A 13,543-nucleotide genomic window follows, 5' to 3' on the forward strand; every position below is an offset into this window, starting at 1 on the left:
GCGCCGGGGAGGGGCTGGGGCTCGGCGGCGTCGTCACGGGAGGAGTGGTCGGCGGCGCGGGCGCCGGCTCCACCTCCGAGGACGGGGCCGGGGCCGGGGCCTGCGTCGAGGGTCGCGGGGCCTGGGTGGTCGGCTCCGGGGCCTGGGTGGTCTCCACCGGTGCCGGGACGCTGTCCCCGGTGTCGCCGTCGATGACCGGCTCGTCGGGCAGCGGCTCCTCCGGGGTGCCGGCGAGGACGGCGTCCATGTACTGCTGCCAGATGGCCCCCGGCAGGCCGGAGCCGAAGACGATCGCCCCACTGGCGTTCACGATCGGGTCGCTCGGGCTGTCGTTACCCATCCAGACCGCGGTCGAGATCGACGGGGTGAACCCGACCATCCAGGCGTCGGAGTTGTCCTCGCCCTGGCCCTGGGTGCCGGTCTTGCTGGCCACCGGCCGCCCGCCGTCCAGCGAACGGCGGGAGTACTCGGCGACGCCCTCCATGGAGAACGTGGTGTCGGCGGCGACGTCGGCCGGCATCGCCTGGGTGCCGGCGTCCACGGTGGACTCGGGCGCGACGAGCACGCCGCCCTCGGAGTCGGTGACCGAGCTGACGATGTGCGTGGCGTGGTGCACGCCGCCGTTGGCGATGGTCGCGAAACCGGCCGCCTGGTCGATCGGGCGCATCTCGTACTCGCCGATGCCGATCGCCGAGCCGGTGTCGCCGTCGGCGTTGGCCAGCGTCTTCAGCGGGCCGCCCTCGGCGTTGCCCAGCACCGTGCCGACCGGCCACGTCTCGGGCATGCCGGTGGCCGCCAGCGCCGTCGTCCGCACCGCGTCGGGGCCCACCTCGTAGGCCAGGCCGTAGAACGTGGTGTTCAGCGACCGGGTCATCGCCTGGACCAGGGTGCAGGACCCGCAGGAGGCACCGCCGGAGTTGCGGACCGGGGCCTCCCGGTCCGGGAAGGTCTGCGGGGAGCTGCCGTCCCGGCGGGAGTTGACGCCGATGCCCTGCTCCAGCGCGGCGGCCATCACGTAGGGCTTCATCGACGAGCCGGGCTGCCGCTGCACCTGGACGTAGTCCGTCGCCGTGGAGGTCACCGGGCTGAAGTAGGTCAGCACGGCACCGGTCCGCGGGTCCACCGAGACCACGGCCTCGCGCAGCCCCTCGGGCTCGCCCTCCATCACGTCGGCGACGGCGGCACCGGCGGCGTCCTGGTAGCCCTTGTTCACGGTGCTGACCACGCGCAGACCGCCGGCGAAGACGTCCTGGTCGTCCAGGCCGTACTTGCTCTGCAGCTCGGCGACGACCTGCCGGGCGACGAAGCCCTCGGGACCGTCGGGGTAGCTGAGGTTCGCCGTGGAGGCGGCCAGCACCTCGGGGTAGACCGATGCGCTGCGGTCGCCCGGGGTCAGCCAGTCCTGCTCGACCATGCCGTCGAGCACCAGGCCCCACCGGTCCTGGGCACCCTCGGGGTTGGCGGCCGGGTCGTAGGCGCTGGGGCTGCGGATCAGGACGGCGAGCACCGCGCCCTGCTGGGCGGTCAGCGCGGAGGCGTCGACGCCGAAGTAGGTCTGCGCCGCGGCCTGGATGCCGTAGGCCCCGCGACCGAAGTAGATGGTGTTCAGGTAGCCCTCGAGGATCTCGTCCTTGGAGTAGCTGTTGTCCAGCTTCACCGCGAGGAAGAGCTCCTGGAACTTGCGGCTGAACGTCTGGTCGGCCGTCAACAGGGTGTTCTTCACGTACTGCTGGGTGATCGTGGACCCGCCCTGGGTGGAGCCGCCGGTCAGGTTGTTCCAGGCCGCCCGGGCGATGCCGGTGACCGAGATGCCCGGGTCGTCGTAGAAGTTCCGGTTCTCCGCGGCGAGCACGGCTTCCCGGGCGGGCTCGGAGACCTGGTCCAGCGGCACGCTGATCCGGTTCTCCTCACCGAGCCGGGCCATCTCGGTGGTGCCGTCGGAGTAGTAGATGATCGACAGCTGCTTCTGGGCGACGTCGTCCAGGGAGGGCACGGTCGTGTTGGCGTAGACGACGCCGACGAAGACGCCGAGCAGCACGAACGAGGCCACCACCAGGCCGGCGAGGACCTTGTAGACCCGGCGCCGCTTCTGCTTGGCGGTCCGCTTGCGTCCCTTGCCCCGGGGGGCGGGCTTGCGGGCCGACACCTGGGCGCCGCCGGTGCTGCGCGCGGCCGTCGTGCGGCCGCGGTCGGCGCGGGCCGGGCGCCGGGGGTCGGGCCGGGAACCGCCGCCACCGGACCGGGCTTCCCGGGCGGGCGGTGGGCGGCGGCGCGAGCCGGCGGGCGGCCCGACGGGGGAGGTCTCGTCGTGGGGAGGCACGGCGGTGGCCCCTCTCTCGGGTCGGTGGGCGGACGCGGGTGGGCGTCACGCCAGGATGGCGGGTGGAGCTGTGCACGACCTGGGCGGTCGGGGCGGGCGGCTCGGTGTCGAGCTAGTCGGTGGCCGCCCGGCGCCGGGTCTTGCGCGGCGCACGGCCGGGCTCGGGCACTGCCCCCAGGACGTAGGACGAGGCCAGGTGGTTCCACCCGCAGCCCTGGCACACCTCGACGCTGTAGACGGCGAACTCGTCCTGCATCGCGTGCATCCGGGCCAGTTCGACCTGGGTCTTGGCCTGTCCGGCGACCGGGCCGAGGGCGTCGCCGTAGACGTAGTTCACCATCGTCAGCCGCTGGTTGCGGCAGACCGGGCAGGGCTCCTCGGTGAGCTCCCCGTGGTGCTTCGCGGCCCGGGTCAGGTAGGGACTGGCGTCGCAGACCTCGAGCAGACCCGTGCGGCCGGCGTGCACGTCGGCGAGCAGGGACCGGCGGCGGAGCGAGTAGTCCACCACCGCGCGTCCCAGCACCGAGCGTCGTCCGGCCACGGGCCGATGTTACGCACGCCGGGGCCCGCCGTCCCCTCTCCGACGGTCGTCTCCGGCGAGACCCGTGGGGCTCGGCGTGACCGGACCGTGACCGCTCACAACCGGTGCCCCGACCCCGGGACGTCGTCCCGAGTTGTGCTGCGCGACACCTCCCGATGTATCGTGCCGATACATCGATCCGAGCGGGACCAGCAGGGACGAGGTGGGGGAGCTGCTCGAGTTCGCCATCCTCGGCCTGCTCATGCGGGCCCCGATGCACGGCTACGAGCTGCGCAAACAGCTCGCCGGCGTGCTCGGCGGACTGCGGAGCATCTCCTACGGCTCGCTGTACCCGGCACTGAAGCGGATGCTCGCCGCCGGTCTCGTCGACACCGTCGACGCCGACCCCAAGGCGCTGCTCCCCGCCGACGCGCCACCGCTCACCGGACGCCGCGGCAAGGTCGTCTACGCCCTCACCGCCGAGGGCGAGCAGCGCTTCCACACCCTCGTCAGCCAGACGGGACCGGAGGCCTACGACGACGAGGGTCGGTTCGGCGTCCACCTGGCGTTCTTCGGCTCCACGGCAGCCGACGTCCGGCTCCGGATCCTCGAGGGCCGCCGGCGGACCGTCGAGCAGCAGCGCGACGGGCTGCGGGCCGCCCTGGCCCGCACCCGGGCCCGGGTCGACCGCTACACCCTCGAGCTGCAGCGCCACGGCCTGGACGGCGTGGACCGCGAGGTCCGCTGGCTGTCCGAGCTGATCGACCGCGAGAGGAACGACAGCAACCGTGCCGACCCGGCAGCGCCGCCGGGCCCGGACAGCAGCACCAGCACCACCTGAACCACGTCGTCATCGAGGCCGCGCACACACCGTGCAGGCACAAGGAGGTCCCATGGGACAGGTCAAGGTCGCCATCGTCGGCGTCGGCAACTGCGCCGCGTCGCTCGTGCAGGGCGTCGAGTACTACCGGGACGCGGACGAGACCCAGTCCGTCCCCGGTCTGATGCACGTCCGCTTCGGCGAGTACCACGTCTCCGACGTCACCTTCGTCGCCGCGTTCGACGTCGACGCCAAGAAGGTCGGCCGGGACCTCTCCGAGGCCATCGTGGCCAGCGAGAACAACACCATCAAGATCGCCGACGTGCCGCCGCTGGGCGTCACCGTGCAGCGCGGCACCACCCTGGACGGCCTGGGCAAGTACTACCGGGAGATCGTCGAGGAGGCCGACGACGAGCCCGTCGACATGGTCGCGGCCCTCCGCGAGTCCGGCGCCGACGTCCTGGTCTGCTACCTGCCCGTCGGCTCCCAGCAGGCCGCCGAGTTCTACGCCCAGGCCGCCATCGACGCGGGCGTGGCCTTCGTCAACGCGCTGCCCGTCTTCATCGCCGGCACCCCGGCGTGGGCGCAGAAGTTCACCGACGCCGGCGTGCCGATCGTCGGCGACGACATCAAGAGCCAGGTCGGGGCCACCATCACCCACCGCGTGCTCGCCAAGCTCTTCGAGGACCGCGGCGTGCAGCTGGACCGCACCATGCAGCTCAACGTCGGCGGCAACATGGACTTCAAGAACATGCTCGAGCGCGAGCGCCTGGAGTCCAAGAAGATCTCCAAGACCCAGTCGGTGACCAGCCAGGTCGACCGCGACATGGGCAAGGGCAACGTGCACATCGGCCCGTCGGACCACGTGCCGTGGCTCTCGGACCGCAAGTGGGCCTACGTCCGGCTCGAGGGCCGCGCGTTCGGCGACGTCCCCCTGAACCTGGAGTACAAGCTCGAGGTCTGGGACTCCCCGAACTCGGCCGGCATCATCATCGACGCCGTCCGCGCTGCCAAGATCGCCCTGGACCGCGGCATCGGCGGCCCGATCCTGTCGGCGTCGTCCTACTTCATGAAGAGCCCCCCGGAGCAGTACAGCGACTCCGAGGCGCGCGACGCCGTCGAGGCCTTCATCCGTGGGGACGTCGAGCGCTGACGCAGCACCCGCACGACTGACCGCAGGGGCCCGGACACCACGTCCGGGCCCCTGCGGCGTCCTTAGGGTGGGGGCATGTCCGCTCGACCCCGCACCCTGGCAGCGCTCGTCCTCGGCCTGGTGCTGACCCTGCTCGTGGGGTGCGGCTCCGACGGGTCGTCGGCCACCGACCGCGACCCCGGTGATCCGATCAGCGAGGAGGAGGCGGACACCCTCGCCGGCCTGCTGCACCGCGACTTCACCGAGGGCGGCGCCGACTTCACGGTCACCGCGCCCTACGCGGAGGACACCGTGCTCACCCTGACCGGGGAGGTCGACTTCCGCAGCGGCACGTCCCGCTCCCAGGCCGTCACCACCTTCGGCGACGGCCGCCCCGACGACAGCCGCACGCTCTTCGCCACCACGCAGGACCTCTGGATCGGCGACGTCCCCGGCCTGACCGACGCCCTGGCCGCCGCCGGGCGCCCGGACACCGGCTACCTGCGCCGCCCGCTGTCCTCCACCCGGGCCGACGGGACGGCGTCGCTGGTCGACGTGCTGGTGCAGCTGGTGCCACGCCTCTCGGCCCGCGCCGACGACGACCCGCGGGCCTTCCTGGAGCGCGACTACACCTGGCAGGGGCAGACCTCGGTCAACGGGCAGCTGGCCGTCGTCTACGGCTTCGGGGCCGGGACGACGGTGACGGTGTCCGCGGAGGACCGGCTGCTGCTGCAGTACCGGACCCGGCTGCCCGACCAGACCTTCGACGTCACCATCACCCTGGCCGACCACGGGCCGCGGGAGATCACGCTGCCCGGGGACACCGAGACGGCCCTCGCCGCCGACTACCCGACGGTGGCGGCCGAGCTGGGCTTCTGAGCTGGGGCCCGGAGCCGGCGGGGCACCGCGGGCCGGGCATGGGAGCGGGGAGGACGGTCTCTTCCCCAGACCGTCCTCCCCGCAGGTCCTTGTCTACCAGCCGAGGGGGGCCGCGTCACCGCGACACGCTGTGACGGAGCGGTTCCCCGCGCTCAGTTCTGGGTGGGGTCCGGGGTGGCCGTGCTCAGCACCCCGCGGGCGCCGCGCTGGCGGCCCAGCACGCGGTGCCACAACCGGTCCCCGGCGACGGTGGCGACGACGTCGTCCGGGTGGCTCTCCACGCACGCCCAGGCCCCCTCGCCGAGCTCGCCGGCCAGCTGACCGGGGGACCAGCCGGCGTACCCGGCGAAGACCCGCAGCCCGGTGACGACGGAGCCCAGGCCGTCGGGGTCGGCGTCCAGGTCGACCAGGTGCACGCCGCCGTCGACGACCCGCAGGCCCTCGGAGGGACCGTCGGCGACCGCCAGGCACAGCGCGGTCTCGCTCTCGCACGGGCCGCCCACGTGGAAGACCCCCGGCTGCACGGCCAGGTCCGACCAGCCCGGGAGCACGTCGTTGATCCGGACCTCGCTGGGCCGGTTCAGCACGACCCCGACGGTGCCGGTGTCGGAGTGGTCCAGCACGTAGACGACGGTCCCGGCGAACGAGGGGTCCACCAGACCGGGCATGGCCACCAGCAGCGCACCGGGGCGGACGTCGTCCAGGCAGCCGATCGACACCGGGGGGACGTCGGCACGGGGGATCCGACCCGCGGCCGAGGCTGCGGGTCGACGGTCCGGGTCAGGCGACGAGGGCACCGCGTTCATCACCTCCCAGTGTGCAACAGGTTCGGCGTCGTGGGGGCCAGCCGTGCGTGCGTCCGCTGCCGCGTGCCGCGGTCGTAGGGTGCGCAGCATGGCGGGGCGGGGGACGACGGCACGCCGACTGCTGGCCCGCGCCGACTTCCGCCGGCTGCTGCTGACCCGGCTGTCCTCCCAGTTCGGGGACGGCGTCTTCCAGGCCGCCCTGGCCGGCACGGTGCTGTTCAACCCGCAGCGGGCCGCCGACCCGATCGACGTCGCACTGGGCTTCGCGGTGCTGCTGCTGCCGTATTCGCTGGTCGGCCCGTTCGCCGGGGTGCTGCTGGACCGGTGGAGTCGACGCCAGGTGCTGCTGGTCGCCAACTGCGTGCGGGCGGTGCTGGTCGCCGTCGTCGCCACGCTGGTGTGGGCCGGGGTGGGCGGCGCGCCGTTCTACCTGGCGGGGCTCAGCGTGTTCTCGGTGAACCGGTTCGTGCTGTCCGCGCTGTCGGCCGGCCTGCCACACACCTGCGACCGCGCCGGACTGGTGTCGGCCAACGCGCTCACCACCACCTCGGGCGCGGTGTCCACGGTCGTGGGCGGCGGGGTCGCCGTCGGTGCGCTGGGCCTGCTCGGCTCCGGGGACGGCGGCTACGCGCTGCTCGCGCTGCTGTCGGCCGGGCCCTACCTGGTCGCCTCCACCATCGTCTCGGGCTTCCCGCGGCCCTACCTGGGCCCCGACCACGCGGCCCGCGAGGCCCGGGTGAGCGCCCGTCAGGTGCTGGCCGGGATGGCCGCCGGTGCCCGCCACGTGCTGGCCCACCCGCCGGCCACCGCGGCCCTGGGCGTGATGGCGGTGCACCGGGTCTTCTACGGCGTCCTGACGCTGATGACGCTGCTGCTCTACCGCAATACGTTCACCGCCTGGGGCCCGTTGTTCCCCGCCGGGCTGGCCGGGCTGGCCCAGGTCGTGGCCGCCGGCGCCGTCGGCACCCTGCTGGCCGCCGCCGTCACCCCGTGGGCGGTGCGCCGCTGGGGCAAGCAGCGCTGGACCACCGCCGCCCTCGTGCTGGGCGGGGTGGGCCAGCTGGCCCTGGGCCTGCCGTTCGTGCCGCCCTCGATCGTGGCCGCCGGCTTCGCGCTCGGCTTCGTCGCCCAGTCGGTGAAGATCTGCGTGGACACCACCCTGCAGGAGGTCGTGGACGACGACTTCCGCGGCCGGGTCTTCTCCGTCTACGACACGGTCTTCAACGTGACCTTCGTGGCCGCCCTGCTGCTGGCCGCGCTGCTGCTGCCCGAGTCCGGGGTCAGCTACACCGTCCTGGTCGTCGTCGGCGTCGGCTACCTGCTCCTCGCCGCCACGTACCGCTGGTGGAGTATGAGGACGCAGGTTCCCTCCACTGCCACACTCCGCTCAGCCCCGTAGCAGCGGCGCCAGTGCAGCTGCGACGCGCTGCGGGGAGCTGCGGAGCACCTGCACCGGCCACCGCAGCACCGTGAGTCCCGTGCCGACGACCGCGTTCTGACGCCGCAGGTCAGCCGTCCAGTCGCCGGCGCCGAGGTGGAAGGCCCGACCGTCGGCCTCGCCCACCACACCGTGCCGTCGCCACAGCGCGTCCACCTCGTAGGCACCTGCCTCCGTGGCGACGACGGCGCTCCACTCCGGCTCGGGCAGGCCGCCCAGCAGCACGACCCGGCGCAGGTCGGCCTCCCCGACGGACCGCATCCCCCGCGCCGCATCCCGCAGAGCCTGCTGCAGCCACGGCGTGCGCCGCCGTCCGAGCAGGACGGCCTCGGTGCACAGGTCGGCGACGCTGCACAGGCCACGCTGGAGGACGTCGGCGACCACGTGCTCGACGTCCGCACGCCGGCGCACGGTGACAGCGACGTCCACGGCGGCACGCGCCGGAGGGCACACCCGCAGACCGCCCAGGAGGACCAGGGGCTCAGTGGCGCGACGACTCTGGTGCACCACCGCGAAACCGGAGGAGGCCAGGTGATGACCGTGCGGGACGGTGATCTCGACCAGTCCACCCTCGGGCGGCTGGGCGTAGTCCCCGCGCACCCCGGCGGCTCGGGGGACGGCGTCGAGCTCCGTGGCGCGGGCGCCGTGCGCCGCGAGCGCGCTGCGGTGCGACAACGCGGCGTGCTCACCCCCGTACTCGAGTGCCGCCTGCCAGCGTTCGAGCCTCGTGAGCGCACCCGTGTGACCGACCAGCACGCCAGGGAGCGGCTGTTGCCACCGGGAGCCGCGGACTGCGGTGCGGATGCGGTAGTCGCTCACCCCGGCAGCGCGGAGCCGCCTTCGGTGGGCGACGGGCCGGCCGAGGTGGTCCACGACGGGGAGCTGCATCTGCGCAGCCTCGCCCCTCCGAGTGCCGAGCACCCCCGTCGTCCACAGGCGGAGGGTGAGCGCGCACAGAACCTCGCTCCTGGCACTCCACTCAGCGGGAGCGCCACCAGGTGAGCAGCTCGGCCTCGGCGACCTCGGGGTCCAGCGGGCCGCGCTCCAGGCGCAGCTCCTTGAGGAACCGCCAGGCCAGGCCGACGTCGGGGCCGGGGGAGATGTCCAGCAACTCCATGATCCGGTTGCCGTCGAGGTCGGGGCGGACCCGGGCGAGGTCCTCGGCCTCGGACAGCTCGGCGATCCGCTGCTCCAGGGAGTCGTAGGTCGCCGAGAGCATCGCCGCGCGCCGCTTGTTGCGGGTCGTGGAGTCCGAGCGGACCAGCTTGTGCAGCCGGGACAGCAGGTCACCGGCGTCGGTGACGTACCGGCGGACGGCGGAGTCGGTCCACTCCCCGGAGCCGTACCCGTGGAAGCGCAGGTGCAGGAACGTCAGCCGGGAGACGGCCTCGATGACGTCCTTGGGGTACTTCAGCGCCTGCAGCCGCTTGCGCACCAGCTTGGCCCCGACGACCTCGTGGTGGTGGAAGGACACCCGGCCGCGCTCCTCGTGCCGGCGGGTGGCCGGCTTGCCGATGTCGTGCAGCAGCGCCGCCAGCCGCAGCACCAGGTCCGGGGACGGCGCGTCCGGGTCGGCCAGCTCCAGGTCGATCGCCTGGTCCAGCACGGTCAGCGAGTGGGTGTAGACGTCCTTGTGCTGGTGGTGCTCGTCGATCTCCATCCGCAGCGCGGACAGCTCCGGGAGCACCACGTCGGACAGCCCGGTGGAGACGAAGAGCTCCAGGGCCTCCCGGGGCGCGGGGTTCAGCAGCGTCCGGGAGAACTCGTGCTGCACGCGCTCGGGGGTGATCCGGGCCAGCTCGGGGGCCAGCGTGGTCATCGCCTCGAGGACGTCGGGGGAGGGCACCAGGTGCAGCTGGGCGACGAAGCGGACGGCGCGCAGCATCCGCAGCGGGTCGTCGGCGAAGGAGTCGGTCGCCGTGCCGGGGGTGCGCAGCCGGCGGGCCAGCAGGTCGCCCAGGCCGCCGAAGGGGTCGGTGACGGTGCGGTCGGGGCCCAGCGAGACGGCCATCGCGTTGACGGTGAAGTCCCGGCGGGCCAGGTCGTCGACCAGCGAGCTGCCCCAGGCGACCTCGGGGTTGCGGGACTCCCGGTCGTACCGGTCGGCCCGGTAGGTGGTGATCTCCAGCCGCTCGCCGCGGACCTCGGCGCCGACCGTGCCGAAGGCGATCCCGGTGTTCCACGTGGAACTGGCCAGGCCCTCCAGCACCGCGAGCGTCTGCTCGGGTGTGGCCGACGTCGTCAGGTCCAGGTCACCCACGTGCGGGGTGCCGGACTCGGCGGACAGCAGTGCGTCGCGCACCGACCCGCCCACCAGGTGCACCTCGTGGCCGGCCGCGGTGAACCGCTCACCGACCAGGCCCAGGACCGGCGTCAGGTCGACCAGTTCGCGGACGGTCGCCTGCACGGCCTCGGGGACGGGAGGAGGCGTGGCGGGGAGACGACGCGGGGGCTCGGCGGACACGACCAGCCAGGCTACTGCCGTCTCCCGCGCTACCCTCCTGGCATGGCTGGGACGGGCGGGCGACGACGCCCGGGCCGTCGGTTGCGCCGGGTCGACGAGACCTCCGCCGGTGGCCTGGTGGTCGCCGACGACGACGGCACCGGCCCGCGCGCCGCGCTGATCGGCCGCACCGACCGCCGGGGACGCCTGCTCTGGTCGCTGCCCAAGGGCCACATCGAGGCCGGTGAGACCCCCGAGGACACCGCCGTGCGCGAGGTGGCCGAGGAGACCGGCATCACCGGTGAGGTCATCGCCCCGCTGGGGATCATCGACTTCTGGTTCGTCGCCGACGGGCGCCGGGTGCACAAGACGGTGCACCACTTCCTGCTGCGTGCGGTGGGGGGCGTCCTGTCCGACGAGGACGTCGAGGTGACCGAGGTCGCCTGGGTCCCGCTGACCGAGCTGTCCGGCCGGCTGGCGTACGCCGACGAGCGGGCGCTGGTCGAGCGCGCGCCCGGGCTGCTGGCCGACACCGCGTGAGGCGTCGGGCCGCCGGTGGCGCCGGCCGCCCCGCCGTCGCCACCCGGGTGTGGGTGCTGTTGGCCACCGCCCTGGTGTCGCTGCTCGCCGTCCCCGCGCTGGCGACCCCGGCGTCGGCGGCGCCGGACCCCGGCAGCTCGGCCGCACCGACCAGCGCCGGTGACCGGCCGGTGCGGGTCGTCGTCGACACGTTCGAACCGCGCACCCTCGTGCTGGGCGGGACGGTCGCGGTCAGCGGCACGCTGGTCAACGACAGCGACGACACCATCACCGACCTCTCCGTGCGCCTGCAGCGCGGTGACCGGCTGACCACCCGGGCCGAGCTGGCCGCCGACGTGGCGGCACCCTCCACCGGCAGCGCCGTCCAGGCGCCCTTCCTGCCGGTGGACGGCGTGCTGGACCCCGGCGACGACCTGCGCTTCACCTACACCGCCACCACCGACGAGCTCGGGCTCACCGCCGACGGCGTCTACCCGGTGCTGCTCAACGTCAACGGCAGCCGGGACGGCCTGGTCGAGCGGATCGGCGAGCTGTCCACGCACCTGCTGGTCCAGCCCGCCGTCCCCACCAGCCGGACGACGGTCGCCTGGCTGTGGCCGCTCACCGACCGTCCGCACCGCGACGCCTCCGGTGCCTTCACCGACGACGAGCTGGCCGACGACGTCTCCGCCGGCGGTCGGCTCGACCGCGCGCTGGACGTGCTGGAGGAGCTGCCCGACGGCGGGGTCGCCGTCCCGGTGACGCTGGTGGTCGACCCGGCTCTGGTCGAGGAGCTGCGGGCGATGGCCGGCGGCTACACCGTCGACGGGGTCGCGGGCTCGGGCACCGCGGCCGCCACCGACTGGCTGGACCGGTTGCGCGCCCTGGCCGCCGTCCACCCGGTGGCCGCGCTGCCCTACGCCGACGTGGACGCCGACGCCCTGCAGGCCGCCGGGCTCGCCGACGTCCTGACCCGGAGCCTGCCGGGGACGGCCGAGGGCACCGCCGCGCAGCCCACCGACGCCGACGGCGACCCGGCCGTGACCCCCGCCCCCGGGGCACCCCCCCGCACCGAGCCCGCCGGCGACACCGGCGCCGGGGCCCGGATCCTGGCCGACACCCTCGACGTCGAGCCGGCGACCGACCTGGCCTGGCCCACCGGCGGGACGGTCCGCGCCGACACCCTCGCCACCCTGCGGGCCGGTGGCGCCGACCGGGTCGTGCTGGCCGCGGGCGCCTACAGCGACCCCGGGGCCGCACTGGGCAGCACCGGCGGGACCGCCGCCGCCCGCGTGCCCCTGGAGACGGCGGACGGGGAGACCACCACGCTGGTCGCCGACGGCACGCTGTCCGCGGTGGTGGCCTCGGCCGCGACCGCGGCCGCCGGTCCGCGGGTCGTCGAGCAGCGCTACCTGGCCGAGCTGGGTGTGCTGACCAGCCAGCTGGCCGCCGTGGACCCGGCCGTGGCGCAGACCGTGCTCGTGGTGCCCCCGCGCGAGGTCGACGCCGACCCGTCCTGGGCGACGCCGATGATCGCCGACACCGTCACCCAGCCCTGGCTGGCCGCGGCCTCGGTCGAGGACCTCGCCGAGGGGCCCGAGGCCGATGCCGGAGAGCTGGTGGAACCGACCGGTGACCGGCAGCTGGCCCTGGCGGGGATGGCCGAGATCGCCGGCAGCGTGGCCGTCCGGGACGACGTCGCGACCGCCGTCGTGTCCGACCCGGCGACCGTGCTGGCCGGGTACGACGCCGCGATCGCCCGGGCGAGCTCCTCGGGCTGGCTGGGCGACCCCGAGGGCTTCGCCACCGCCGCCACGGACCTGGATCGGACGGTGGCGGCCCTGCGCGGCCAGGTGACCCTGCTGGCTCCCGCCGACGGCGCCTACAGCCTGGCCTCCAGCGACGCCCCCCTCGTGCTGACCGTCCGCAACGACCTGCCCTTCGCGGTCTCCGCGCAGCTCGCGCTGAGCTCTCGCGGCGGCCTGGGGTTCTCGTCGGACCCGGTGCCCGCGACGGTCCTCGAACCCGGCAGCCGGACGACGATCACCGTCCCGACGCAGGTCCGGCAGTCCGGCTCGTTCACCGTCGCGGCGATGCTGTCGACGCCGTCGGGCGGACCGCTCGGCGAGCCGGTCCAGCTGCGGGTGACCAGCACCGCCTACGGCCCCATCACCCTGGCCATCACGATCGGCGCCGCGGCCCTGCTGGGCCTGCTGTTCCTGCGCCGGCTCGTGCTCTTCGTGCTGCGCCGTCGCCGCGGCGAGCCCGCCGCTGCCGACGAGGACGTGCTGGTGCCGGTCGACGCGGAGATGCCGGACGGCGACCCCGCCCCCCGACCGCGTGACGCCGGTCCGCCGACCCGGAGCAGGGTGTGAGCGGCGGGCACCACCGCACCGGCGCGCCCGCCGAGGGGTCGGCGCCGACGGTGCAGGAGATCGTCGAGCGCTCCCGGGCCGAGGGCCTCACGGGGGAGCACGCCGCCGCCCCGTCCGACCGTGCGCAGTCGGCCGGGGAGGACACGACCGGCGCCGCCCCCGAGGGGGACCGCGCCGACCCGACCGGGGACGCCGCACCCGCGGCCGCAGCACCCCCGGCCGCAGCACCCCCGGCCGCCGGACCCCCGGCTGCCACACCCCGACGACCGGCGTCCCGCACCGACCTGCCCC

The 13,543-nt window shown here is 74.4% G+C and carries 12 protein-coding genes; 7 read left to right on the plus strand and 5 right to left on the minus strand.

Annotated elements, in window-relative coordinates:
* Together AC0IVP_RS20840 and AC0IVP_RS20845 are read right to left on the minus strand one after the other, a co-directional pair.
* Nucleotides 1-2,320: transglycosylase domain-containing protein (locus AC0IVP_RS20840; RefSeq protein WP_471759083.1), on the minus strand; the 2,320-nt coding region annotated here is incomplete at its 3' end.
* A gap of 112 nt (nucleotides 2,321-2,432) precedes the next feature.
* Nucleotides 2,433-2,861 carry a DUF5318 family protein gene (locus tag AC0IVP_RS20845; protein WP_235564809.1) on the minus strand — a complete coding sequence of 143 codons (429 nt, stop codon included), beginning with the start codon at nucleotides 2,859-2,861 and terminating at the stop codon, nucleotides 2,433-2,435.
* A 202-nt stretch (nucleotides 2,862-3,063) separates the two neighbouring features.
* Here AC0IVP_RS20845 and AC0IVP_RS20850 point away from each other — a divergent pair, with 202 nt between their 5' ends.
* The 3 genes from AC0IVP_RS20850 (at nucleotide 3,064) to AC0IVP_RS20860 (ending at nucleotide 5,671) form a co-directional block, all read left to right on the plus strand.
* Nucleotides 3,064-3,681 carry a PadR family transcriptional regulator gene (locus tag AC0IVP_RS20850; RefSeq protein ID WP_235564810.1) on the plus strand — a complete coding sequence of 206 codons (618 nt, stop codon included), beginning with the start codon at nucleotides 3,064-3,066 and terminating at the stop codon, nucleotides 3,679-3,681.
* Nucleotides 3,682-3,733: 52 nt separating this feature from the next.
* Nucleotides 3,734-4,813, plus strand: a complete 1,080-nt coding sequence (locus AC0IVP_RS20855; protein ID WP_056296091.1) for an inositol-3-phosphate synthase — start codon at nucleotides 3,734-3,736, stop codon at nucleotides 4,811-4,813.
* A 75-nt stretch (nucleotides 4,814-4,888) separates the two neighbouring features.
* Nucleotides 4,889-5,671 (plus strand): hypothetical protein, encoded by a 783-nt coding sequence (locus AC0IVP_RS20860; protein ID WP_056296094.1) that lies wholly within the window; start codon nucleotides 4,889-4,891, stop codon nucleotides 5,669-5,671.
* A gap of 152 nt (nucleotides 5,672-5,823) precedes the next feature.
* Here AC0IVP_RS20860 and AC0IVP_RS20865 read toward each other — a convergent pair whose 3' ends face one another.
* Nucleotides 5,824-6,390, minus strand: coding sequence for a YqgE/AlgH family protein (locus AC0IVP_RS20865; RefSeq protein ID WP_235564811.1), 567 nt, complete (start codon nucleotides 6,388-6,390; stop codon nucleotides 5,824-5,826).
* A 175-nt stretch (nucleotides 6,391-6,565) separates the two neighbouring features.
* Here AC0IVP_RS20865 and AC0IVP_RS20870 point away from each other — a divergent pair, with 175 nt between their 5' ends.
* Complete coding sequence (locus AC0IVP_RS20870; RefSeq protein ID WP_471759085.1) at nucleotides 6,566-7,876, plus strand: MFS transporter; 1,311 nt, start codon at nucleotides 6,566-6,568, stop codon at nucleotides 7,874-7,876.
* Here the strand turns inward: AC0IVP_RS20870 and AC0IVP_RS20875 are convergent.
* Nucleotides 7,865-8,734, minus strand: a complete 870-nt coding sequence (locus AC0IVP_RS20875; protein ID WP_471759087.1) for a hypothetical protein — start codon at nucleotides 8,732-8,734, stop codon at nucleotides 7,865-7,867. The genes AC0IVP_RS20870 and AC0IVP_RS20875 overlap by 12 nt on opposite strands.
* A gap of 160 nt (nucleotides 8,735-8,894) precedes the next feature.
* Nucleotides 8,895-10,379 carry a CCA tRNA nucleotidyltransferase gene (locus tag AC0IVP_RS20880; RefSeq protein WP_471759089.1) on the minus strand — a complete coding sequence of 495 codons (1,485 nt, stop codon included), beginning with the start codon at nucleotides 10,377-10,379 and terminating at the stop codon, nucleotides 8,895-8,897.
* Between the two features lie 42 nt (nucleotides 10,380-10,421).
* Here AC0IVP_RS20880 and AC0IVP_RS20885 point away from each other — a divergent pair, with 42 nt between their 5' ends.
* From AC0IVP_RS20885 to AC0IVP_RS20895, 3 genes are all read left to right on the plus strand, one after another.
* Complete coding sequence (locus AC0IVP_RS20885; RefSeq protein ID WP_056296105.1) at nucleotides 10,422-10,898, plus strand: NUDIX hydrolase; 477 nt, start codon at nucleotides 10,422-10,424, stop codon at nucleotides 10,896-10,898.
* Complete coding sequence (locus AC0IVP_RS20890) at nucleotides 10,895-13,252, plus strand: DUF6049 family protein (protein WP_471759091.1); 2,358 nt, start codon at nucleotides 10,895-10,897, stop codon at nucleotides 13,250-13,252. The genes AC0IVP_RS20885 and AC0IVP_RS20890 overlap by 4 nt, the downstream gene beginning before the upstream one ends.
* A partial coding sequence (locus AC0IVP_RS20895; RefSeq protein WP_471759093.1) for a hypothetical protein occupies nucleotides 13,249-13,543 on the plus strand: 295 nt, incomplete at its 3' end. The genes AC0IVP_RS20890 and AC0IVP_RS20895, both read left to right, overlap by 4 nt.

It is taken from the genome of Klenkia sp. AC732 (assembly GCF_979256525.1).